This is a genomic window from Chryseobacterium camelliae (assembly GCF_030818575.1).
GTDB lineage: Bacteria > Bacteroidota > Bacteroidia > Flavobacteriales > Weeksellaceae > Chryseobacterium > Chryseobacterium camelliae_A.
In genome coordinates this window covers 3,153,039-3,175,702 of sequence record NZ_JAUTAL010000001.1, presented here as the reverse complement: position 1 = coordinate 3,175,702, position 22,664 = coordinate 3,153,039, and the positions used below count along the sequence as shown (strand labels likewise).

Annotated in this window: 18 protein-coding genes and 1 pseudogene; 2 read left to right on the top strand and 17 right to left on the bottom strand. The window is 39.0% G+C overall.

Features of this window, described 5'->3' with window-relative positions; translation table 11 throughout:
* Window positions 1–11: 11 nt before the first annotated feature.
* The 3 genes from QE404_RS14530 to tsf all read right to left on the bottom strand — a co-directional run bounded on the left by QE404_RS14530 (window position 12) and on the right by tsf (window position 7,535).
* The gene (locus QE404_RS14530) at window positions 12–3,089 is read right to left on the bottom strand and encodes a T9SS type B sorting domain-containing protein (protein ID WP_307453961.1); all 3,078 of its coding nucleotides are present in this window, start codon (window positions 3,087–3,089) and stop codon (window positions 12–14) included.
* Window positions 3,090–3,167: 78 nt separating this feature from the next.
* On the bottom strand, window positions 3,168–6,521 hold the full coding sequence (locus QE404_RS14525; RefSeq protein WP_307451629.1) for a T9SS type B sorting domain-containing protein: 3,354 nt from the start codon (window positions 6,519–6,521) through the stop codon (window positions 3,168–3,170).
* A gap of 186 nt (window positions 6,522–6,707) precedes the next feature.
* On the bottom strand, window positions 6,708–7,535 hold the full coding sequence (tsf, locus tag QE404_RS14520) for a translation elongation factor Ts (protein WP_307451628.1): 828 nt from the start codon (window positions 7,533–7,535) through the stop codon (window positions 6,708–6,710).
* Between the two features lie 144 nt (window positions 7,536–7,679).
* On the opposite strand from tsf, the gene QE404_RS14515 reads away from it, so the two are divergent.
* The gene (locus QE404_RS14515; RefSeq protein WP_307451626.1) at window positions 7,680–8,387 is read left to right on the top strand and encodes a DUF6759 domain-containing protein; all 708 of its coding nucleotides are present in this window, start codon (window positions 7,680–7,682) and stop codon (window positions 8,385–8,387) included.
* A gap of 73 nt (window positions 8,388–8,460) precedes the next feature.
* On the opposite strand, the gene QE404_RS14510 is transcribed toward QE404_RS14515, so the two are convergent.
* Both QE404_RS14510 and gltX read right to left on the bottom strand, forming a co-directional pair.
* A complete protein-coding gene (locus QE404_RS14510; RefSeq protein WP_307451624.1) occupies window positions 8,461–9,417 on the bottom strand; it encodes an acetyl-CoA carboxylase carboxyltransferase subunit alpha in 957 nt (318 codons plus the stop codon).
* 142 nt (window positions 9,418–9,559) lie between these two features.
* A complete protein-coding gene (gene gltX / locus QE404_RS14505; RefSeq protein ID WP_307451622.1) occupies window positions 9,560–11,068 on the bottom strand; it encodes a glutamate--tRNA ligase in 1,509 nt (502 codons plus the stop codon).
* A gap of 232 nt (window positions 11,069–11,300) precedes the next feature.
* On the opposite strand from gltX, the gene QE404_RS14500 reads away from it, so the two are divergent.
* The gene (locus QE404_RS14500) at window positions 11,301–11,645 is read left to right on the top strand and encodes a phosphomannose isomerase type II C-terminal cupin domain (protein ID WP_307451619.1); all 345 of its coding nucleotides are present in this window, start codon (window positions 11,301–11,303) and stop codon (window positions 11,643–11,645) included.
* A gap of 150 nt (window positions 11,646–11,795) precedes the next feature.
* On the opposite strand, the gene QE404_RS14495 is transcribed toward QE404_RS14500, so the two are convergent.
* The 12 genes and pseudogenes from QE404_RS14495 to QE404_RS14440 form a co-directional block, all read right to left on the bottom strand.
* Window positions 11,796–12,836: a glycosyltransferase gene (locus QE404_RS14495; RefSeq protein WP_307451618.1), complete on the bottom strand. Its 1,041-nt coding sequence runs from the start codon at window positions 12,834–12,836 to the stop codon at window positions 11,796–11,798.
* Window positions 12,826–13,791 carry a lipopolysaccharide core biosynthesis protein rfaS gene (locus QE404_RS14490; protein WP_307451616.1) on the bottom strand — a complete coding sequence of 322 codons (966 nt, stop codon included), beginning with the start codon at window positions 13,789–13,791 and terminating at the stop codon, window positions 12,826–12,828. The genes QE404_RS14495 and QE404_RS14490 overlap by 11 nt, the downstream gene beginning before the upstream one ends.
* Window positions 13,788–14,774: a glycosyltransferase family protein gene (locus QE404_RS14485; protein ID WP_307451614.1), complete on the bottom strand. Its 987-nt coding sequence runs from the start codon at window positions 14,772–14,774 to the stop codon at window positions 13,788–13,790. Before QE404_RS14485 ends, QE404_RS14490 begins: the two co-directional genes overlap by 4 nt.
* Complete coding sequence (locus QE404_RS14480) at window positions 14,774–15,526, bottom strand: glycosyltransferase family 2 protein (RefSeq protein ID WP_307451612.1); 753 nt, start codon at window positions 15,524–15,526, stop codon at window positions 14,774–14,776. Before QE404_RS14480 ends, QE404_RS14485 begins: the two co-directional genes overlap by 1 nt.
* Window positions 15,527–15,566: 40 nt before the next feature.
* Window positions 15,567–16,331, bottom strand: a complete 765-nt coding sequence (locus QE404_RS14475) for a polysaccharide deacetylase family protein (protein WP_307451610.1) — start codon at window positions 16,329–16,331, stop codon at window positions 15,567–15,569.
* The gene (locus QE404_RS14470) at window positions 16,328–17,110 is read right to left on the bottom strand and encodes a glycosyltransferase family 2 protein (protein WP_307451608.1); all 783 of its coding nucleotides are present in this window, start codon (window positions 17,108–17,110) and stop codon (window positions 16,328–16,330) included. The genes QE404_RS14475 and QE404_RS14470 overlap by 4 nt, the downstream gene beginning before the upstream one ends.
* Window positions 17,110–18,361, bottom strand: a pseudogene (gene rocD, locus QE404_RS14465) (ornithine--oxo-acid transaminase). The gene QE404_RS14470 and the pseudogene rocD overlap by 1 nt, the downstream one beginning before the upstream one ends.
* 253 nt (window positions 18,362–18,614) lie before the next feature.
* Window positions 18,615–19,619: an MAC/perforin domain-containing protein gene (locus QE404_RS14460; protein ID WP_307451606.1), complete on the bottom strand. Its 1,005-nt coding sequence runs from the start codon at window positions 19,617–19,619 to the stop codon at window positions 18,615–18,617.
* Between the two features lie 120 nt (window positions 19,620–19,739).
* The gene (accC, locus tag QE404_RS14455; RefSeq protein WP_307451604.1) at window positions 19,740–21,095 is read right to left on the bottom strand and encodes an acetyl-CoA carboxylase biotin carboxylase subunit; all 1,356 of its coding nucleotides are present in this window, start codon (window positions 21,093–21,095) and stop codon (window positions 19,740–19,742) included.
* Window positions 21,096–21,186: 91 nt separating this feature from the next.
* Window positions 21,187–21,666: an acetyl-CoA carboxylase biotin carboxyl carrier protein gene (accB, locus tag QE404_RS14450; protein ID WP_307451603.1), complete on the bottom strand. Its 480-nt coding sequence runs from the start codon at window positions 21,664–21,666 to the stop codon at window positions 21,187–21,189.
* A 126-nt stretch (window positions 21,667–21,792) separates the two neighbouring features.
* Window positions 21,793–21,996, bottom strand: a complete 204-nt coding sequence (rpmF, locus tag QE404_RS14445) for a 50S ribosomal protein L32 (RefSeq protein WP_100075768.1) — start codon at window positions 21,994–21,996, stop codon at window positions 21,793–21,795.
* 64 nt (window positions 21,997–22,060) lie between these two features.
* Complete coding sequence (locus tag QE404_RS14440) at window positions 22,061–22,591, bottom strand: YceD family protein (protein WP_307451600.1); 531 nt, start codon at window positions 22,589–22,591, stop codon at window positions 22,061–22,063.
* Between the last annotated feature and the right edge of the window lie 73 nt (window positions 22,592–22,664).

The window sequence follows — 22,664 nt, the reverse complement described above, 5'->3', positions numbered from 1 at the left end:
TATTTTAGTGGTTATTCTATGTTTTTCACCAGGATCCATCCGGTATATTTCACCGGAGTTTTCTGTTTATTCGGTTCAGTCCAGTTAATGTGATACCAATAGGTTCCGGTAGAGATCTTTTTCCCGAAATGCTTACCGTCCCACTTGTAATTATTGAACCGGTCTCCGGTAAATATTTTATTACCGTATCGGTCATAGATTACAAAAGAAAGGTTGTCCTTGTAGCCGAGCTCACTATAATCAATATAATCATTTTTGTTATCCCCATTCGGAGTAATGACATTGATGAGGTTCGGTACTGTTATTTCAACGGAAATCGGAGTAGTACAGTCATAGGCATCTTTAACATGGAAGGTATGCTGACCTCGGGTAAGCCCAGTGAAAACATTGGATTCCTGCCATGTGGTCATATTGTCTACGGAATATTTATACGGTGCTTTTCCGCCCGTTACTATTACAGTAGCTGTGTTGTTGGAAATTTCTATTTCCTTGATTACCGGATCTTCAGCTTTTCTGATATTGACAGTCTGCTTAACGAAGCAACCGTTATCTTTAAGGATAACCCAGTACGTACCTACAGGAACGCCCTGAATTGCCTGCGTTGTCGCACCCGTACTCCACTGATAAGACTGGTAGCCGGGACCTGCGTCTATGGTTGTCCTGTCATCGATACAAATGTACTGGTCTACCAGTAACGCGGATCTTTTAGGAGGAATGACGTGAAGGTTGATTTTTGCAATTGAATAACAGCCATTGGAATTAATAACCCTTACATACAGTACTCCGTCCGTAGATAGATAGCTGTTAAGGTTGTTCATGATGACATTAGTCCCGTTGCTTGCATCAGTAAATGTCGGATAAAACATTTTAGTTACAGGAGTTTCTGCAGTAACATTGGCTGTAGTTAAATTAAATACGGCCATGTTTTCTTTATTCTCTACAAAACATTCATTTAGAGTAGCCTCATAAACTACAGGGGAAGGCAGGAATGCAAGAGTGATTTTGGCAACGCCTGTACAGCCCTCATTGGTAGTTACTTTTACGTAAACAAACCCTTCTGCCGAAAAATAATGATCCGGATTGCTGATTTCAATTGATGCATTGAGGTCATTGAGGGTCTTGTAGAACTTTTTGGTTACAGGAGTATAATTGGTAACATCTGCTGCTGTAAGGTCAAAATAGCCATTTCCGCTGTACTGACAGGCTTTCACTGTTGCATCGTTCAGGGTAAATGGTACTACATTCAGGTTCAGGGTCACTTGTTCGCATTCTATGAATTCAGGTGCATTACCGCAGAATTTATACACGATCTGGTCCGGACCTAGATATCCTGCCTGCGGAATATAGGTAATGGCCCCTGTTGATGCATTTATGGATGCTGTTCCATGAGTAGGATAAGTAATAATGGTTACGGTTCCTGGAACGGGAGTTTGTGAAGTTGTATAAGAGAATGCCGGGTTGATCACTTTGGTAGCACATGCATTCAGTGACGTTGTCGTTTGCTTAAGGCAGGCAAACACTTTGTAAACAGGAGTGGTTACAGGCGGGCATGTTCCCATTGTTACTTTTACGGTGTAATTACCGGCTACGGTAGGTACATACGTATTATTGGTGGCTCCGTTAATTGGAACTCCATTCAGGGACCACTGATAGGTTTCATAGCTATCATCTACTTCCAGGGTGATGCCCGGAATACAGTCTCCGTTTTTCTTGGCAATAACAGGGATAGATGAGAACCCTGCAAAATAACCTCCGTATCCTGCGGTACTGTATCCTCCGTTAATTCCTGCAGTTACCGCTTTGGTAGACGTGATGGTTACATTTCCGGTGATTCCCTCAATAGCATAGGTTTGCCACTGGGTATTCCCGGTTAAAGGATATGGTCCCTGTGCAGCGGTCGGTGCTATACCGTTAACCAGAACCGAAGCTCCGGCTTCCGTAAGGATATTCAGTTTCAGGCTGATTGCACTGGTAATATTCGGCATTTCGTTGATCTTTCCGATTTCATCAATTTTTCTCGGTAAGAAACAGTTCAGAGGCGGAATATAGTTGAAGCCGCAGGTAGCATTACTGTCACCTACAGCAACCAGCTGATAAAGATATACGTTATGGGATGTGGAAATGAACATATTGGCATGGGTGCCGGCTCCGGGCTGCGTGATATAATTCGTTTCATTGATCCTATAGAACTGGCCCGCATTAATGGTTGCGATAGCAGTAGTAGATCCGTTCAGGAATATTTGCGTATTGTCTTCTGTAGCAATAACAATTCCCCCCTCCATATTCTCACTGGGTACAGTGGATTTGGTTTTAACCATTGCGAAGGTATTGCCAAGTCTTTCTACGGGTACTGACTGATCGAGAACTGCATCAGAGCCGTCTGAAGAACCTAATCCGAAATTACCGTTGCAGCTACCGTTGGTTAGCGAAACAGGTTTTGTAGCTACGATTTTGGCTCCCATAAATCCGGATAGATTGGGACTCGCTGTTCCTGGACCGGCCAATATGTAAGATTGTCCTTTGTTTAACGTAAAAGTCTGGGTATTTCCTCCCGGAGATCCTCCGAAAAAGGTTAATCCCGGGTTATTCCAGGTTACCGTAACAGACGTATTGTCTTCTGTTGCCAAAATACCGGCAGTAAAGTTGTATAATGTACTTGTGCTGGTATTAGGGCTGGTAGCGACATAAAACTCTTTACCAATACCGGCTTTTCCTTTACTGGTAATAATTTCTCCGTGGGCAAGCTGTGCCAGCCTTAAACTGCAGTAAAAAGGTTTGTCTGCATTAAGATAAAGCCCTTTGTTAATAACGGTAAGAGCATTTGTAGCAGTAGAGGCCAAAATAAGGGTGTTGTTAACCGTATATGTTGCTGGGCTTCCTTTACTTATGGTTACTGCGGCAATCTGGTTATTATTGCTGTAAATCTTTACTTCAAACGGTGTGGTTGAATCTGTAGATAAATATAAAGCATTGGTGTACCCTCCAGACGAATCATAGTAAGGGGCAATCCAGTGCTCAGTATCCCTCTGTCCGAACAGGGGCAAAGCCGTAAAGAAAATTAAGATCAAGCTTAGTAGAAATCTTTTCATGAAATGAAATGTTAGGATTCCTACAAAATTAAAATAATATTTGAAATATATTTAATTATATGTTAACAAATTTAAAAATTATTCACGATTTTTAATTAATAGCCATCCTGAATATGAAACCGGCAATTTAGTGTCAGGTTCTATCCATTTCAGAATATACCAGTAAGTGCCGGTGGATAAAGGCCTGCCTCCGGATTTACCGTCCCAGACATAATTCTTACCCGAAGATTTGTAGACCGGGGCACCGTAGCGGTCCACCACCTCTATAGAGACATTTTGTTTGATCATCAGATCCGAATAATTCAGGACGTCATTTATGCCGTCGCCATTCGGGGTGATAGCATTGACAAGGTTTAGTACCAGAAATTCCTTAATCACCGGTGAGCATCCGTCTGATCCCAGGACATAAGCCGTATGAAGTCCTCTGGATAAGCCGGTAAACACATTAGAAGTCTGGTAATCTATACCATTCAGGGAATACTGGTATGGTGAGGTTCCTCCGGAAACATAAACTGTCGCATTGAATCCGGAAACATCAATTTTGTTGATAATCGGAGCCTGTGCGGTGAGTATGCTAACCTGTTGACGGTAAGTGCACCCATTAAAACCAAGATCTACATAATAGTTTCCGGCTCCTGCAGTTATCGTCTGTGTAGTGGCTCCGGTACTCCATGCATAGGAACTGAATCCGCTTCCCGCATCCAACACAGCCTGATCGTTGGCGCAGACAACCCTATCGTGGAGGGTATCAGATTTTTTCGGTCTTTTCAGGTTGATATTGATAACTGCCGTATTAGGACATTCGGTAGAACTTACCACCCTTATGAAGAAGGTTGACGCGGTAGTAATGATTTGTGACGCGGGAATTGCATTCGTTCCTGCCTGTGCATTGGCCAGTGAAGAGTAGAAGGTCAGTGTTGCTGCAGGATTGGCAGTAAGTAAATTTTTATAATCGTTAAGATTCACATTTTCAGATCCATTCAGGTCATTGTCACAGATGTCAGTAGTTGCTGTATTGGTAAGCAGAGCAATCTTATTCCCGATACTGAAATTAATCTGTCCGAAAGCAGGAGGGCAGCTGTTATTGCTGTCGGCGCGTACGTATACGGTAGTATTTGCAGTGAATGTCCAGTTGGTGGGTAATGTATTATTATTACCGGCATTGGCATCGGCTTGGGTGAGATAGTATCGTACCGTAAAGTTGCCTGAGTTGGCAACGATCTGTGGTGTAACAGTAGCAAAATTAACACTGATGATCCCGTCAAAATTATCATCACAGAGTATTCCGTTAAAAGCGGATGTATTTACACTTGGTCCCGGGTTGGCAGTGAGCGAAATCGGAGTCGTTTTCGAGCAGCCGTACTGCGATGTTACATTGGCATATACCGTTCCGGTAGGTCCGCTGTAGGCGGAAGGTGTTGCAATAGGCCCGGTAAGATTGGAATTCGTGAAATAAGTGGTTGTAGTTCCTGTATCAGGAGAAGAGGTTAGGGAAGTCAAGTCAAACGTTCCGTTACCATTAGATGCAGAACATGCGGTCAGGGCCAGTCCGGTGTTTACCTGTAGCACATCAATATTAATGATGATTTTAAAATATTCGAAATCAAAGGGGTTTGCGTTACCCTGAATATAATAGATAAAGCTATCGGTAGTGTCTGTAGTAAGGCCGGGATTCGGGGTATAGGTAATCTGACCGCTGGCAGGATCCACTGCAGCTGTCCCGGAAACAGGAGCCGAGATAATGGCCGTATTGGTGGGAACAATGGCTTGTGTTGAATTGGTAAAAGCCGGTGAGATCGTTTTAGTACCGCAAGACCCTATATTGTAGGTTGTCGTGGTGATGGGTGGGCACAAGGTATATTGGTAAGGATTCGTCATCCTGGATTCACAGTTGTTTTTGGTCACAAGGCAGGTATAGGTTCCGGCGCCATACAACTCAGGATTAACAGAATATGATGTGGCTCCCGGAATAGGATTTCCATTGAGGTACCATTGATATCCGTCATAGGTATTATCTACCTGCAACAGTATGCCAGCATAACAGTCTCCGGTTTTGGTAATGGCCGGAACTGAAGAAAATCCGGCAAAATATCCCCCAAATCCTACCGCGCCGCTTCCCGCAGCGATACCTGCAGTTACTGATTTCGTGGAATTTACGGTGATATTTCCGGATACATTCGGAACAGAATAGGTAACCCAGTTAGGGTTTCCCGTTACCGAATAAGGTCCGTTGGCAGAAGCTATAGGATTTCCGTTCAGCGTTACCGTTGCGCCGGTCTGTGTGATGATATTAAGCTTGGTATTGAATGTGGAGCTTCCTATTTTATTGATAAATCCAATTTCATCAATCTTATTAGGCATGAAGCAGCTGAGGGGAGGGATAAAATTCATGCCCCCGGTAGCATATTCATTGGCTGAAGAACTGGCTGCAATTCCGGCAAGCAACTGATATACATAAATATTTTTTGAAGCCGAAATACTCATGTTAAAATTGTTGTTCCCCTGATTAATATAGCTGGTTGTAGGAACCATGTAATACTGGCCGGCGTTCAGCGAAATGCCGGTATTCACTCCGTTAATTGTCAGTGCGGTATTATTTTCTGTAGCAATGATCAGCGCGGTTTCCATGCCTGTTGCAATGGTTCCGTTGCCTTTTACCACTACAAAATCTTTCCCGAGTTTTTCTACCGGGACAGACTGATCCATCAATATATCATTATTGGTGAAATTCTGATTGGTATAAATACCATTGAAGTTTCCGTTCGTTACAGAAACAGGTTTGTCAGATTCAATTTTAGCACCTACAAGACCGGTGAGGTTGTAGGGCGAATCAATGCTTTTCACATCCATCGTGTACGATTGCCCCCTGTTGAGGACGAAAATCTTGGTAGGTGTGGAGCTGCCGTCGGAAAATACAACATTAGGATCGTATCCGGAAACTACAACTGAAGTATTGTCTTCTGTCGCCGTTATGCCGATGGTAGAATTAACGTAATCTTCAGATGCGGTATTAGGGGCCATGGCAGCATAGAATTTTTTCCCAAGTCCCGCCAACCCTTTTGATGTAATAATTTCAGCGTGGTTGGGGACGGAAAAACGGTAATTGGCAAAGAATTTTTTAGATCCTTTCACATACATTCCCATAGAAGTGGGCGTAAACAGGTCGCCCTGATTGGTCACCATTAAGAAATAAGCAGGAATGCTTACCTGAACGGGATTTCCTTTGCTTACCTGAACCGTATTATAAAGTATATTATTATTGTAAATCTGTACAGAGAACGGAGTGGTTTCGTTGGTAGAAAGATAGAGGTAACTCTGCAGTCCTGTGATGCCGGATCTTACAGCCATAGGGGCAAACCAGTGTTCCGTATCCAGTTGTGCATGAGCAGATATGCAAAAAATCGCAAAAATAATTGATAGAAATTTTTTCATACTTTAAAATAGGGCTGCAAATGTAAGCATTAATGACGAAAATTTCCTGAAAGATATTAAGATGTATTAAATATTATGTCCATTTGTTGAATATTTAATATTATTTTAATTTTAATACCAGTGTTATAGCAAATAAAAATCCCGGTGAGTCATTCACCGGGATCAAGTATATTTTTAAAGAAAGGATTAAGACAAGCTTACTCTTACGAATCCTGTAACTTTTAAATCTCCGTTGGCAGATTTTACATAGTCAGCAACAGACATGCTGCTGTCTTTAATAAAATCCTGGTGTACCAAAGTATTGTCTTTGTAGAATCTCTGCATTTTACCTTTAAGAATGTTATCGATAATGTTTGCAGGCTTACCTTCTTCCGTAAGTTTATGTCTTTCGATTTCCAATTCTTTGTCGATTGTAGCCTGAGAAACCGCATTCTCGTCAAGAGCGATAGGGTTCATCGCAGCTACCTGCATAGAAACTGTTTTCGCTACTTCATCAGCACCGTCTACCTTAGCAGAAAGTGAAGTGATGGCAGCAATTTTGTTCCCTGCATGGATATAAGCACCTAAGAAAGGCCCTTCAAGTCTTTCGAAAGCACCGATCTCAATTTTTTCACCGATAACACCGGTTTGCTCTACCAATTTGTCAGCCACTGTAATTCCGTGGAAATCTGTTGCTAAAAGCTCTTCTTTAGAAGCAGCGAAGATAGCCATTTCAGCCAATTCATAAGCCAGTTCGATGAACGCTTCATTTTTAGCAACGAAGTCAGTTTCGCAGTTAAGAGAAATGATAGCACCTAAAGTGTTGTCTTCATTTACTCTTGCGATTACCGCTCCTTCGGTAGATTCTCTGTCAGCTCTGTTAGCAGCCACTTTCTGACCTTTTTTTCTTAGGATCTCGATTGCTTTTTCGAAGTCTCCTTCAGCTTCCACTAAAGCTTTTTTGCAGTCCATCATTCCTGCACCTGTCGTGTTTCTCAATTTTGCTACGTCTGCAGCAGCTGGTGTATAAGACATAATATCTGTTATTTTTTTGTTGTAAAGTTATTATAGATTTTTTAGCCTAATTTTAGAGCTGTGCAAAGATAATGATTTTAATGATAAACTAAAAAACGACTTTTTGCGTTATTTGATTATTTAATAATATTTTATATTTCATTCATGAAAAAAATCTTCCTCCTTATATTCTTGTGCCTTTTTACACTGGGGTTTTCGCAAAAAAAGAAAAAGGCAACAAAATCTAAAGCCATTGTTGAAAAAGAGACAGTCATCATCTATACGGAAAGCGATGCGGAAAATACCAAGGAAGCAAGGGTTATTGCCGGATTCCTGAAACAGAATCCCGGTCATGCCAAGACCGATTATTTTAAGAGGAAGCTTATTGCAATCATTACAGCAGATAATTCCCCTGAGGCGAAGCCCGTTATCAAGCCGCTCAGCAAAAATGAAATTGCGAAAATCACCAACAACAGTGAGCTGAACAGCTCAAAAACACTGGCTTCTAATACCAAGGCGGGTTCATCTGGTACAGCAAGGACGGTTAATTATGCATCGGTGGGAAGTACCTCCAAAAAAGCCGGGCCCAGCGAAAAAGATAAAAAGACAGCTTCCATGCTGACGCATCTTTTTAATAATGATCCTATGGATAGAGAAGCTTACATCAATATAAAAAACAGGTCTAAATGTAATCTTATCGTAAAGATCAGCGGTTTAAAATATTACAATCTGGAAGTTCCGGCCAATGGGCAGAACTACCTTTTGGTAGAGAAGGGAGAATATGTACTGACCACTATGGTGTGTGATGCCAAATATTCTTCCCTGAAAAAAATCAATAAGGATATTGAGATTGAGCTCAACTTAAGAGATTAGCAGAAAATAATTCGTGTATAAATAATTGGTAAAGAAAAAGGTTAAGAAGAGTATTCTTAACCTTTTTCGATTTTTATCCTTTAAATTGCCCCATGGCAATGAATTTTTCCTGTCTTTGGGTTTCCAGTTCCTGTCCGGTAAACTTTGAGAAAGCCTTAATATTCTGCAGAATGGAGTTTTTCAGATTTAAGAACGTTGTTTCCGGATCATAATGGGCACCTCCCAGAGGCTCCTGAATAATTCCGTCAATGAATTTTTCCCTTAATGCATCAGCCGGAGTGAGGTTAAGTGCATTGGCTGCATCTTCCTTATGGTCCCAGTTCCTCCACAGAATGGAAGAACAGCTTTCCGGTGCAATTACAGTGTACCAGGTGTTTTCAAGCATATACACTTTGTTTCCCACACCTATTCCCAACGCTCCGCCGCTGGCTCCTTCACCAATCACGTAAGTGAAGATAGGGGTTTTCAGCTGTACCATCTCAAAAATGTTTCTGGCAATCGCTTCTCCTTGGCCTCTTTCCTCTGCTTCAAGTCCCGGATAAGCTCCCGGGGTATCCACTAAAGTTACTACAGGAATATTGAATTTCTCAGCAAGCTTCATCAGTCGTAAAGCCTTTCTGTAACCTTCAGGGTTGGGCATTCCGAACCTTCTGTGCTGTCTTTCTTTGGTGGTTCTTCCTTTTTGGGTTCCGATGATCATTACCTTATGGCCATCCAGAGTTGCCAATCCACCAATCATAGCCGGGTCATCAGCAAAATTACGGTCTCCGTGAAGTTCAAGGAAACTGCCTTTGTCGGTCATCCCGTTGATATAATCCAAAGTATACGGACGGTCTGGATGGCGGGATAACTGTACTCTTTGCCAAGGCGTGAGGTTGCCATAGATTTCTTTTTTCTTTTCTATGATTTTATCCTCTATCTGGCTACATGCTAATTTTACATCAACACCACTTTCTTCTCCTACCAAAGAACAGGTCTGATATTGATCCATCAATTCTTTAATAGGCAGCTCGAAACTTAAATATTCCATTCTTGAAGTAAATTAAATCTTTCAAATTTATGAAAAATTATGAAACTGACCGCTTAAAAATAATCTTTACAGGTCTTTAGCCTGTATAATTTTCTTAATATTAAAGGATATAATCCTTTTACGGCACTCAGGTCAGGTTTGATTATTTTAATTGCTCAACAGCCGTTTTGATTCTGGCTAAACTTTCTTCTTTACCAATGATTTCCAGGATATCCGGAACATCAGGTCCCTTCAGCTCACCTACCAGTACAAGGCGGAGAGGCATCATCACTTTTCCCATCCCCAATCCTTTGCTTTCTGCAAAATCATGGATGGTTTGCTTTACGGCTTCTGCGTTGAAATCTGAACCTTCAAGCCTTTCTGCAAGTTCACTTAAAACAGAAGAGGTCTCATCGTTCCAGGCTTTCTTCAGCGCTTTTTCATCATAGGAAGCCGGCGCTTCAAAGAAGAATTTTCCATTCTCATAAATATCTTTCGGGAACGTAGCCCTTTCTTTCATGAGACGGATCACTTTAAGAAGTTTGTCATCCGAAGCACCTCCAAAATCAAAGCCTGACATTTTCAGGATCTGAAGCAACTCTTCATCCGGTTTTGCCTGCATATATTGATGGTTGAACCATTCCGCTTTTTCTTTACTGAAACGGGCTCCTGCTTTATGAACTTTATACAGGTCAAATTCTCTGGTCATTTCTTCCAGCGACAGGATTTCCTTGTCATCCACCGGTGACCAGCCTAGCAATGCGACCATATTGATGAATGCTTCAGGTAAATATCCGTTTTCTCTGTATCCTTTAGACACCATTCCGGTTGCCGGATCTTTGAAGTCCAGCGGGAATACAGGGAATCCGAACTTATCGCCATCTCTTTTGCTCAGTTTGCCTTTACCTTCCGGTTTTAAGATAAGAGAAAGGTGGGCAAATTTCGGAGCGGTCCATCCCATAGCTTCATATAATAATGTATGCAGTCCTAATGAAGGCAGCCACTCTTCGCCACGGATAACATGGGTAATTTCCATTTCATGGTCATCGATAATATTGGCAAAATGATACGTAGGCATCCCGTCATTTTTTACGAGTACCTTATCGTCCAGCGTATCGGTATTCACCGAGAAATTCCCCCGGATAATATCTTCAAGGTTAAGCGTTCTGTCCACGGGCATCCTGAACCGTACCACATATGGAGTCTTATTGTCCAGTAGTTTTTGAACTTCCTCTTCAGAAAGTGCAATGCTATTCTTTAAGCGGTTCCTGGTTTTGTTATCGTATGAAAAAACGTCTCCACGGGCTTCAAATTCGGTACGGATGGCATCCAGTTCTTCCGGAGTGTCAAAAGCAAGGTAAGCATAATCCGTTTTCAGGATCTGCTCTGTATAGCGGTCATAGATATCCCTTCTTTCAGATTGTCTGTAAGGTGCGAATTTTCCTCCTTTTTTAGGGCTTTCGTCAGGAATGATGCCACACCATTCCAGGGCTTCCTCAATATATTCTTCAGCACCCTCCACATATCTCGCGGTATCGGTATCTTCAATTCTCAGTACAAATTCACCCCCCTGGTTTTTAGCAAAAAGATAATCATATAATGCAGTTCTTACGCCTCCCAAATGCAATGGTCCCGTAGGACTTGGAGCAAAACGTACTCTTACTTTCTCCATTTCAATTTAAATTTCTGCAAATTTAGGCAAAGGAAATGAATTGCTGTGTAATAAAGAGGCTATTCTATTTCTGATTATTTCAATTTTTATTCGTGTGCCTACAGCTATAAAATTGAATGAATACCAGGTTTTTTATCTTTAAACCATCTTCATATTTCCTTATTAAATATAAAACTCATTGTATATATCTGTAATCTTATTTATACTTTTGTACAAATAAAAAATACATTTTATGCTAGAAATCGGAGAAAGGCCTTGGGGTAAATATTATGTGTTGGCAGACGAGCCGAATTATAAACTGAAAAGGATTGAGGTAAATCCTGGACAGAAATTATCGTATCAGTACCATCATAAAAGACAGGAACAATGGACTGTTATTGAAGGAAGTGCTACGGTAGTCCTTGAAGACCAGGAAATTAATTTAGAATATGGAGAGAGCATATTCATTCCTCTTGGTGCCAGACACCGTATGATGAATCTTTCTGACCAGCCGGTTGTTTTTATCGAGGTCCAGACAGGTACCTATTTTGGTGAGGATGATATCGTCCGGGTAGAAGATGAGTACGACAGGAAATAGTTTATTAGGTATTTTTTTCTGCTGATATTTAGAATATTTATATTAAAAGGTAACGATTTAATTGTTACCTTTTATGTTATTTATAGATAAGGGTTATGTTTATCTGTTATAGTAAAGAAAATATTTATTATTCTTTTTTGAAAGAAAATACTACTTAGAGATTATATCTTTCCAAATTTCCATGGTATCTTTAGTTTCGTGCTCAAGACTGTAATTTTCCAATATAAACTCAGATGCTGCCTTGCCTTTTTCAAGTATTTCTTTGGGGTTGACTTCATATATTTTAATAGCTTCTTCAATTTTTTTAACAAATTCAATAATATTTCCATCTTCAACATGTCTAGAAAAATCTTTTTTAAAATATTCTTTACCACCTTGTCCTGTGTATCCAATTACATAGCACCCACATGCCATTGCTTCAACAGGTGGCAAACCAAATCCCTCCTTATGGTTAAAACTTAAGAAAATTATACTTTTTTTCATAATTTCTGCCACTTCAGTTTCTGTTTTATTGTCGATAGAAACAAGATTCCAATTCTTCAAAACGTTTCTTCCATGTAAGATATTAATGACCTGATTTACATCATCGCTGAGTTTTCTAGGCATAAAACAAATTTGCCTCTCTTTATTAGGGTAATAATTAAATATTAAATTATCTATACCAAGCCGCATTTTATATATTTTTAATTGAGGAAATGAATAATTCATATATTTCTGAGCATCATCTGAAGCTACAATAGTGGCCAATGTTTTTGGATGATTATAAATATTTGATGAATAATCGGTATAAATTGAAAAATAACTAAATGTGTAATAACAATTTTGATTAAATATTACCTTAGATATTTCTGGCTCGATTTTGTAAATTTCAGGGCCATAGATTTCAGGAAAAATAAGAATAGAGTTTTTTTCAATGCTTTTACTTTGTAGTTTTAAAATGCTTATGATCAATTTTCTTATAAAATTTAATTTTTTGCCTTTATATGAGTATTTGATTTGTTTAAATAAGCTGGGACTGTATAATATGGGAACATTCACATTAAACCATTTTTCACGTTTCCCTATTTTTTTATGTAAAATATAGGCATCAAATCCATTGTTATTTAATATCTGAACCTGACGATAGATTTGTTTGACGCCACCGCTAGCAAATTTGTTATTTGGACAAATAAAATATAGTTTAGTTTTCATTATATGATAATATAGTTCTTATCCAGTTCTTAATGTGATACTTTTCTTTAATTTTTTCTGTAGGCTGTTGATATTCGCTTTGTAAAAAAGAAAGTGGTATTGTAATATTTTTTACATCATCGATAACAAGAATATTATTTGGATTATAAAAATCATAATTAATAATTTCTTTATTCGTGGTAATTATTTTTTTTTGCAATCCAATAGCTTCAAATGGCCTAAATGATAATCCCTTCTGATGAGGATGAGCAATATCCAATATAATTTTACTATCCAAATAATACTTATAGGATTCAGCAAAAGGAATAACTTGGTGAATAACTTCTATAGCCTGAGGTAGCTTTTCTTTTAAAGGCATTGATTTATACGTAAATATTCTACCCTTAGCAGATATTCCTTGTTGTTTGAAATATTTGAAAAAAGATATACTTTCATTAATTCTTTGATCATAAGTTGCTAGGTAAGAAACATCATACTTTATATTAGAACTTTTTTCTTTGACAAAATAAAAATTGGTAATATATTTTAAACTATAATGATTACAATCATCAGAATCAAAACTGCAACAAATATCAAAAAGGTTAATGAATTTTTTTTGAGCAGGAATTTTCTGTATGCTATCCCAAAATAAAACTATAGAAAATATTGACTGATTAATTGCTAAACTAAAATCATCTTCACTTAGGACATCAGGTCGGTTTACAAGTAATAAATCATATTTGTGCTTAGCAATAATCCTTTTAATATGCTGCCCTCTTTTGATATCCTTTATATTTTTTTTTAGAAAAAGTTTTAAGAAAAAATTATAAATTTTTTCTGCCAAATTTTTATACCTGTAAGGTTCTGTAGAATTAATGTGGATAACATCATAGCCGCTATATTCTTTAAGTCCGTTGTATACAACTTCATTAAAACCATAGTAACCTGGTGCTATGAACAATAATTTTTTTTTCATTTTATATTCAGTTTAAATACGTGTGTTACCCAATAATCCAAGGTGTAAGTACGATAGATTTCTTCCGGTACCTTTTCGTAGGCTGTTTCAAAGAAGGATGCGTGAATGTTGCTGAGGTCTTCATTCAGAACGAGGATGTTGTTAGGATTATAAAAGTCATACTTTTTGATAGACTCATTATCCGTAATCACTTTCTTTTCAAGTGCCATGGCTTCAAAAATCCTGAAGCTGAGTCCATATTGTCCTTCACGCATCAGATCCAGTAGAATTTTTGAATTCATGTAATACTGAGGAAGCTGTTCATGAGATACTTTTTTAAGGCTGAAAATCAGGAAAACGTTCTCAGGAATTTGTACCAGTAAATTCTTAAGCTGGTGCTTCCAGGATTTTTTTCCAATAATCATGATCTGAAATTTCATTCCCATTTTCATGAGTTTCCTGGCCAGCCGCTTAATAAGAGCCACTCTTCTGTTGTCATAAGAAGTAATGTAGAAAAGGTCCATCTCAGGATGCTGCTGTTCTTTTGGTTTATAAGGAAGGTAGATGTAATTGGTCAGTTTCTTAAACCCATATTGGTCAATATCGGAATCGTCAAAAGAAAATATGGTATCGAAAAGGCTTAGCTTATCGCATTCTACAGGAACACGGTTAATGTTATCATACAGATATGTAATCATAACATCTGTATTTTCCCGGATTTTCTGTAAGGTTGGCAGGTCAAAGGTATCCGGGTTCAGAACCAGGATCTGATCCTGATGGCCCAGTTTCTCTAAGGAATCGAGAACATATTGTTTCCTTTTTTCCTTTTTCAGGTTCCTGTTCAGAAAAGTTTTGCTGATGGCATTGATCACTCGTTCCTCAAAGCCGGAATGTGTAACCGAAGTGATTTTGATATGATGCGCATCAATGCCTTTACGACGCAACGCTTCAACAATATATTGGTCATAATCCCAGAAATCATAACTAATTACACTAATCCTCATCAATTATTTTGTTCTTTTTTTAAAGACTCATAGGTTTCAAAAACGCTCAGTGACTGCAGGTAGCAAAGTAGATAGCCTGCTTTCCCGTCAAGGATACCCAGTCTTAAAATATATGATTTGAAAAATTTAAATATTGTTTTCAGGTATTGCATAACAATATTAAATCTTTTGCCTTTTGAAGCCAGTTCTTTTCCTTTCAGTATCCCGTAATGAATCATTTTTTGTCTGTAAGACTCATAGTCGGTTACAGAATAGTGGAGCAGTTTGTTCTTCAGCACGCCTATTGTTCCGTTTACTTCCAGGGTCTCGTGAACTTTTTTTCCTGAAACATAACGCGCCTTTGACTTCCTGAACAGCCTGAAGTTTTTATCCGACTGTGTGCCGGAGTAATCTAATGGCTTGCCTCCAAAAAAAAATTTTCGGTAAAAGTAATAGGCATCTTTTTGTTCTGATGCGTTCATTTCCCGGATAATTTCTTTCTTCAGTTCCGGAGTAATTCTTTCATCACCATCCAGAAATAATACCCAATCATTACTCGCCGCATCAAGTGCGACATTCCTCTGTTCGGTAAAGTCTTCAAACTTATGCAGAATAACCCTCACGTTCGGAAACTGCCTGGCTATCTCAATGGTCTTATCTGTGCTGAATGAATCCACCACAATAATCTCATTGCACAAATCAAAACATTCCAGTACCTCTTTTATATTTTTTTCTTCATTATATGTTATGATTAAACCGCTTATCTTCATCATATCATTTGGATCATAACTTTATACTATAACGGATATATACCTAAAATAGTTTTAATTTTCCAAAGATAAGTTTTAATTTAAACTTTATCATGGAGTCTCCTCCTTTTATGTCCACCCTGCATAAGGTGTACGGAGGGTCTGAATGAAAACTGTTTATGCTGTTTCCTATCCTTACCGCAAACAGTATGCCCATATCTTTTAATTTATTGAATAATTCACGCTGTCTGCGCTTTTCTTTAGGATACTTTCCGTATGGGTAGGCTAATACTTTTGAATAGCTGATGCCTTCTTTTTCAAGAATGTCCATATTTAACCTGAGGTCCTGTTGTATGGTGTCATTTGAGATGGTCCTGAAATTTTGATGGTTATGGCTGTGCAGCCCGATCTCGAAGTAATTTGCGTTCAGGCTTCGCAGATCTTCAAAGCTCATCATTCTGTATTCTTTATAGCCCTCCTGAATGAATTTTGTAGCGATGAACAAGGTTGCCTTCAGATTATATTTTTCCAACAGCCCTGGCAGATATTCAAAATTATTGAGGTAGCCGTCGTCAAAAGTGATGATAATGCTTTTTTTGCAGGGATCGTCAATTTCATTAAAAAACTTTGACCGGTATTTCTTCCTTGTCAGATAGCTGAACTGCTTTTCCAGGTTTTCCGGAGTTACGGTCAGATCGTCCGGCTGATCTGAGATCTGATGGTACATCAGAATAATAAGCCTGTCTTTTGGGTTCAGCAAAAGATGCAGCCTGAAATGCACCACTATAAAAAAACAGATAACCGCTATAATAATAGATATAATCATCATGTTTTATTGAGGCTTTTTTGGATTTCATCCTGCCTGATTTTTTCACGCAGCTTAATGTATTTCAAAAAAGTATAGTATGACATGGTTTTAGCTACATAAAATCCCCCAAATCCATCCAGTATGCCGAGTTTGAATATAAACACTTTGGTAAATTCAAATGCAGGGCTGAATATCACCTTAAACCGTGTAATTCTTTTTCCTCGATCATACATTTTTTCAGCCATCATATCAGAATACCTGTTGATTTTTACGATATGGTGATGAATGCTTTTGTAAGTGTAATGATTGATTTTTCCTGCCAGTATTCCTGTTTTACCCTTGTAAGTAAGGAATTCATGTACTTTATCGTCAGAATACCGGGCACCGCATCTTTTAAACAGCCGTTCACGGAAAACGTTTCCCCAGCCACCAAATTTAAGGGTGTAGACCCCTAGATGATTGGTGAATCGGGCATGATAAATATCAAATTCGTTTGTACCATTATGAATAATGCTTTTGATGGATTGTTTTAAAGCATCATCAGGAACCTCATCTGCATCCAGGAACAGTACCCATTCCATGGTACAGAGGTCAAGGGCGTGGTTTTTCTGTTCACCATACCCGTTGAATTTTTTTTCAGAGAATTTTACCTTAGGATGCTTCAGGCAAATCTCCTTGGTGCGGTCTGACGAGTAGCTGTCTACAATAACAATCTCATCAACCATATCTGAAACCGAATTTAAAAGCCTTATAATGTTGTCTTCTTCATTATAAGTAATTACTGCTAAAGAAAGAGACATTACGGCTTGAATTCAGAAATGGTTTTTTCTATGATCAAAACACAATCCATTAATTGCTCTTCGGTAATCACCAAAGGCGGAGCCAGCCTGATAATATTCCCGTGGGTAGGCTTGGCCAGTAATCCGTTTTCTTTAAGTTTCAGGCAGATGTTCCATGCAGTAGAGCTGTCAGGGGTATCATTTATTAAAATGGCATTCAGCAGGCCCTTTCCTCTTACTTTAGTGATCAGGTTCGTTTTTTCTATCAGCTTTTCAATCTCAGAACGGAAAAGTTTTCCCAGCTCTTCTGCACGTTCAGAAAGGTGCTCTTCAGAAACTACATCCAGAGCAGCCATAGCTACTGCACAAGCCAGCGGGTTTCCGCCGAAAGTAGACCCATGCTGGCCCGGTTTGATTACATTCATGATAGAATCATCCGCCAACACAGCTGATACAGGATACATGCCTCCGGAAAGCGCTTTTCCTAAAATCAGAATGTCCGGCTGTACATTTTCGTGGTGGCAGGCTATCAGTTTTCCTGTACGGGCAATTCCTGTCTGTACTTCATCAGCGATAAAGAGAACATTATATTGTTTGCATAATTCGGAAGCTTTCTTCAGGTAATTGTTCGTCTGGTACGTAAACGCCCGCTTCTCCTTGAATGGGTTCTACAAGGAAAGCGGCAATATGTTCAGCATCCTGTTTCAGTACCTCTTCCAGCACTGAAAGATTATTATAAGGTATTTTGATGAATCCCGGTGTGAATGGTCCGTAATTCTGGTTGGCATCCGGATCATTGGAAAATGAAACAATCGTAGTTGTTCTTCCATGAAAATTATTTTCACAAACAATGATCTTTGCCGAATTTTCTGCAATGCCTTTTACTTCATAACTCCACTTCCTGGCCAGTTTCACAGCTGTTTCCACAGCTTCAGCACCCGAATTCATAGGCAGCACCTTGTCAAACCCGAAAAGTGAAGTGATCTTTTGTTCATATTCTCCCAATTTTGAATTGTAGAACGCTCTTGAAGTCAATGCCAGCTTTTGAGCCTGGCTAACTAAAGCATCAACAATCTTAGGATGGGAGTGCCCCTGGTTTACCGCGGAATATGCCGAAAGAAAGTCATAATATTTTTTGCCTTCCACATCCCATACAAAAACGCCTTCCCCGCGATCCAAAACTACAGGAAGAGGGTGGTAATTGTGCGCTCCGTGCTGATCTTCGAGATCAATAAAATATTGTGAATTCTTTGCCGTTTCTGCTGTTGACATATCGTTTTGGTTTTCGGCAAATGTAAGTATTATAAATGAAATCTTTCAACAGAATAAGATACTGGTAAGGTACCGATATGAGAATTTTTCATTTCAAAGAAAAAAGACTTGCAGAAATTATCACTTATGTATATCCTTTATGGAGTTATAATATCTTTAGGGTATTTTTTTTGAGAGGATTAAATTATCATTAAAATAAAAACCGTTTCCGAGGAAACGGTTTTTATATTGGTTAATTTTAGATCTGAGTAAGCTATGATTTCAGGGTAACCTGATTTTTGCTAAGGTAATCATCAACGTAAGCTTTTAATAAAGCTTTTCTTTGCGGGTCTTTTACCAGATCATAGATAATGACAAGGCCATGATCACCAAAATCTATCAGAACAGAATTTTTCTTTGTACAGGTACTCTGCCATTTGGCAATTTCAATAGTTGGAGCCTTACCGCTGAAACTGTACATGCCTGCCATTGCCTCAGAAGCATCACCACCTCTGGTTCTGTAATAAACTTTTTTATCATAATTTTTTGCGGCATCCCGGGCATCAATGCTATTGGGTTCAAATCCAGTTTTTATCCCTATACTTGCAGCACGTTCCCGATCAGGATTGGTTGTCTTTGCCTGGAAAAGGATGTCCATCTGCGCGCCTAAATAAATGTCTGTGGTAACATGCGTCCCATATTCTGCCACAATCTGTTCAGGTGTTTTATTTTGGATATCATTTAGGAAATCAGGGGTAACGTAATTGCTAAGTTCACTTGATGTTGCGAAAAAACGATATCTGCTGAATTTTATTGTAACATTACGGCTGCCATAGATATATTCTGGGTTAAAGTTCAGGTCATTCAGTAGAGCCGTTCCAAAAGCTGAATAAATGGTTTTGCCAAACATTCTCAATGATTGGGTAGCAGTAACTTTTCCGGACAATACTTTTGAATAGGCCACCGCATCTTTCCCATACTGCTCGTTATATTCGGCGGATGACACCAATTCCTCATCAATATGTCTATATTCAGCATTGAATTTATCGGTATCGATAACCTGTAGTCCAACTGCATTTACATTGCCGTATTCTCCTGTAGCATTATAGCCATAGCCCAGTGCATCATACGTTCCGAATTGTCTTGAATTTTCAGTAACAGGAAGTTTGGTATGCTGTATAAAGTCAGGATTCTCTACAGGTTCAATATCTTCCGATGAACAGGATATCATTGAAGTGGTTAGTAATGCACAAAATCCGATTAATAATTGTCTTCTCATAAATTTTTGTATGGAATAAAGATAAATCAAATAATTGAGAAATATATTAATCTGAGAAAAATCATGCATAAAAAAACCGTCTCGATGAAGAGACGGTTAATCATTTATAGTAGCATCAGCTTAATGATGGTCATACTTTCTATCCATAACAAAATCTTCCATGAATTTTGTCGTATAGTTTCCGGCAAGGTAATCTTCATTATCCATCAACTGCCTGTGGAAAGGAATAGTAGTTTTTACACCTTCAATGTAGAACTCTTCCAAAGCTCTCCTCATCTTGGCAATGGCCTCTTCACGCGTTTGTGCTGTTGTAATCAGTTTCGCAATCATGGAGTCATAATTGGAAGGAATCGAATATCCGGAATATACGTGGGTATCTACTCTTACTCCGTGTCCGCCCGGAATATTTAATCCGGTAATCTTACCTGGAGATGGTCTGAAATCCATATAAGGATCTTCCGCATTGATCCTGCATTCGATCGAGTGAAGCTTAGGGTAGTGGTTAACCCCGGAAATAGGAGTTCCTGCGGCCAGAAGGATCTGTTCCCTGATCAGGTCATAGTCAATTACCTGTTCCGTAATCGGGTGTTCTACCTGGATTCTGGTATTCATTTCCATGAAATAAAAATTTCTGTGTTTGTCTACCAGGAATTCGATCGTTCCAACCCCTTCGTATCCGATAAATTCTGCAGCTTTTACAGCAGCGTCACCCATTTTTTCACGAAGTTCATCTGTCATGAACGGAGATGGAGTTTCCTCGGTCAGCTTCTGGTTTCTTCTCTGAACGGAGCAGTCTCTTTCAGAAAGGTGACAGGCTTTACCGAACTGATCTCCAGCAACCTGGATTTCGATGTGCCTAGGCTCTTCAATCAATTTTTCCATGTACATACCTCCGTTTCCGAAAGCCGCTACAGCTTCCTGAATGGCAGAATCCCAGTGGTCTTTCAGGTCTTCGGCTTTCCAAACGGCCCTCATCCCTTTTCCACCGCCACCTGCAGTTGCTTTAATCATCACCGGATAGCCGATCTCTTCAGCCGTTTTGGCTGCCATTTCATAAGATTCTATCAGTCCGTCTGAACCCGGTACACAAGGTACGCCGGCAGCTTTCATAGTAGCTTTGGCATTGGCCTTGTCCCCCATTTTTTCAATCTGTTCAGGAGTTGCACCAATGAATTTGATTCCGTTCTTCTGGCATATTCTGGAGAAATTGGCATTTTCAGATAAGAATCCGTAACCGGGGTGGATGGCGTCAGCATTGGTGATTTCGGCTGCCGCAATAATATTAGGGATTTTTAGATAGGAATCCTTGCTCATGGCAGGACCTATGCAGACTGCCTCATCAGCAAATCTTACGTGAAGGCTGTCTTTGTCTGCCGTAGAATATACTGCAACGGTTTTAATTCCCATTTCCTTACACGTGCGAAGGATACGCATTGCAATTTCGCCACGGTTGGCGATTAATATTTTTTTGAACATCTTTCTGAAATTTTAAATTATAAATTTTGAATTTTAAATTATTTTAAATGATAGTATCATCTAAAATTTATAATCTTTAATCTAAAATTCCTTAAGATGGATCTACTAAGAATAATGGCTGGTCGTACTCTACCGGAGTAGCGTCATCCACTAAAATTTTAACGATTTTTCCGCTTACTTCAGATTCGATCTGGTTGAAAAGTTTCATGGCTTCAATCACGCATACCACTTTACCGTTAGATACTTCATCTCCAACGTTAATGAATACGTCTTTGTCCGGAGAAGGCTTTCTGTAGAAAGTTCCGATCATCGGTGATTTGATGGTTACATATTTGCTGTCATCAGACGCAGCTTCCTGCTTTTCAGCAGCCGGTGCGGCAGCCTGAGATGGAGCAGGGGCAGCAGCAGGCTGTGGAGCGGTATGATAAACCGCAGGCTGAGCATATGATACTTCGCTGCCGGCTAATGGGGTCTTAATGGTAATTTCGAAATCTTTGGTTTTGTATTTTACTTCAGAAACCTCAGCTTTAGAGACAAACTTGATCAGATTTTGTATGTCTTTAATATCCATAAATTTAGTATTTGATTTTGGGCCAAAGATACCAAAAAAACGCAAAAAACAACAAAAAACCGCTTAATTTTATTAAAATTGAGCGGTTTTTGTATTAAAATGAAGTTTTTTAGAAAAAAAGACTTCTTAGTTTTCTTCAGTAGTTTCAACTGCTTTTTCCAATACTACTTTACCTCTGTAGTATAATTTTCCTTCATGCCAGTGTGCTCTGTGGTACAGGTGAAGTTCACCGGTAGTTGCATCTTTAGCTAATTGAGGAACTACAGCCTTATAGTGAGTTCTTCTCTTATCTCTTCTTGTTGACGACTGTCTTCTCTTTGGATGTGCCATTGTGTAATAACTTTTTTAATTGATGAGCGATGAGATTCATCATCTCATCATATTCAAATTATTTTTAATTTTTATCTTTTAATTTTCTCAGAGCATCCCATCTTGGGTCGCTTTCATGCTCCTGATCTTCGCTTTCCTCTATATCTTTAGGACTGTACTGATCGAGAAGCTCCAAGTCTTCGTCTTTGACGGCAGGGGAGATTTTCTTCATCGGAACCGAAAGCATCACATTTTCATAAAGGAGTTGTGCCACATTGAATGCATGGTCTCCCGAATGAATAGTAATAACATCCTCTTCGCTGTCATCATATTCCTCTCCGAATTTTACCAGTACCTTGATCCGGTTCTTAATAGGATGATCAAAATTTTCATTTGTAATATCACAAACCAGCTCGATCAGCCCATGTATTCTGATTTCAAATTCCAGAAAAGTTGTATGCTTATCCAAAAGGATGTCTGCTGCTATTCTGGGATTTGTAAATTCCTGCTCGGTGTCAAATAATTGAAAGAACGTTTTATCTATCTCAAACTTGAACTCGTGCTTTCCGTTTTTAAGTCCGGAAAAGCTTACCTCATAGTTTCTTAACTTGTCCATAAAATGAGTGTGCAAAAATATGCAATTTTTTTATAATAACAAATAAAAATGAATAACAAATTATTTTAAAGCT

Bases quoted from the DNA above. Each gene is read 5' to 3' on its own strand.
- QE404_RS14530 (WP_307453961.1), bottom strand. From the start codon at position 3,089: ATGAAAAGATTTCTACTAAGCTTGATCTTAATTTTCTTTACGGCTTTG.
- QE404_RS14495 (WP_307451618.1), bottom strand. From the start codon at position 12,836: ATGAAAACTAAACTATATTTTATTTGTCCAAATAACAAATTTGCTAGC.
- QE404_RS14510 (WP_307451624.1), bottom strand. From the start codon at position 9,417: ATGGAATATTTAAGTTTCGAGCTGCCTATTAAAGAATTGATGGATCAA.
- QE404_RS14475 (WP_307451610.1), bottom strand. From the start codon at position 16,331: ATGATGATTATATCTATTATTATAGCGGTTATCTGTTTTTTTATAGTG.
- QE404_RS14470 (WP_307451608.1), bottom strand. From the start codon at position 17,110: ATGTCTCTTTCTTTAGCAGTAATTACTTATAATGAAGAAGACAACATT.
- QE404_RS14440 (WP_307451600.1), bottom strand. From the start codon at position 22,591: ATGGACAAGTTAAGAAACTATGAGGTAAGCTTTTCCGGACTTAAAAAC.
- QE404_RS14460 (WP_307451606.1), bottom strand. From the start codon at position 19,619: ATGAGAAGACAATTATTAATCGGATTTTGTGCATTACTAACCACTTCA.
- accB (WP_307451603.1), bottom strand. From the start codon at position 21,666: ATGGATATTAAAGACATACAAAATCTGATCAAGTTTGTCTCTAAAGCT.
- accC (WP_307451604.1), bottom strand. From the start codon at position 21,095: ATGTTCAAAAAAATATTAATCGCCAACCGTGGCGAAATTGCAATGCGT.
- rpmF (WP_100075768.1), bottom strand. From the start codon at position 21,996: ATGGCACATCCAAAGAGAAGACAGTCGTCAACAAGAAGAGATAAGAGA.
- QE404_RS14485 (WP_307451614.1), bottom strand. From the start codon at position 14,774: ATGAGGATTAGTGTAATTAGTTATGATTTCTGGGATTATGACCAATAT.
- tsf (WP_307451628.1), bottom strand. From the start codon at position 7,535: ATGTCTTATACACCAGCTGCTGCAGACGTAGCAAAATTGAGAAACACG.
- QE404_RS14515 (WP_307451626.1), top strand. From the start codon at position 7,680: ATGAAAAAAATCTTCCTCCTTATATTCTTGTGCCTTTTTACACTGGGG.
- gltX (WP_307451622.1), bottom strand. From the start codon at position 11,068: ATGGAGAAAGTAAGAGTACGTTTTGCTCCAAGTCCTACGGGACCATTG.
- QE404_RS14490 (WP_307451616.1), bottom strand. From the start codon at position 13,791: ATGAAAAAAAAATTATTGTTCATAGCACCAGGTTACTATGGTTTTAAT.
- QE404_RS14480 (WP_307451612.1), bottom strand. From the start codon at position 15,526: ATGATGAAGATAAGCGGTTTAATCATAACATATAATGAAGAAAAAAAT.
- QE404_RS14500 (WP_307451619.1), top strand. From the start codon at position 11,301: ATGCTAGAAATCGGAGAAAGGCCTTGGGGTAAATATTATGTGTTGGCA.
- QE404_RS14525 (WP_307451629.1), bottom strand. From the start codon at position 6,521: ATGAAAAAATTTCTATCAATTATTTTTGCGATTTTTTGCATATCTGCT.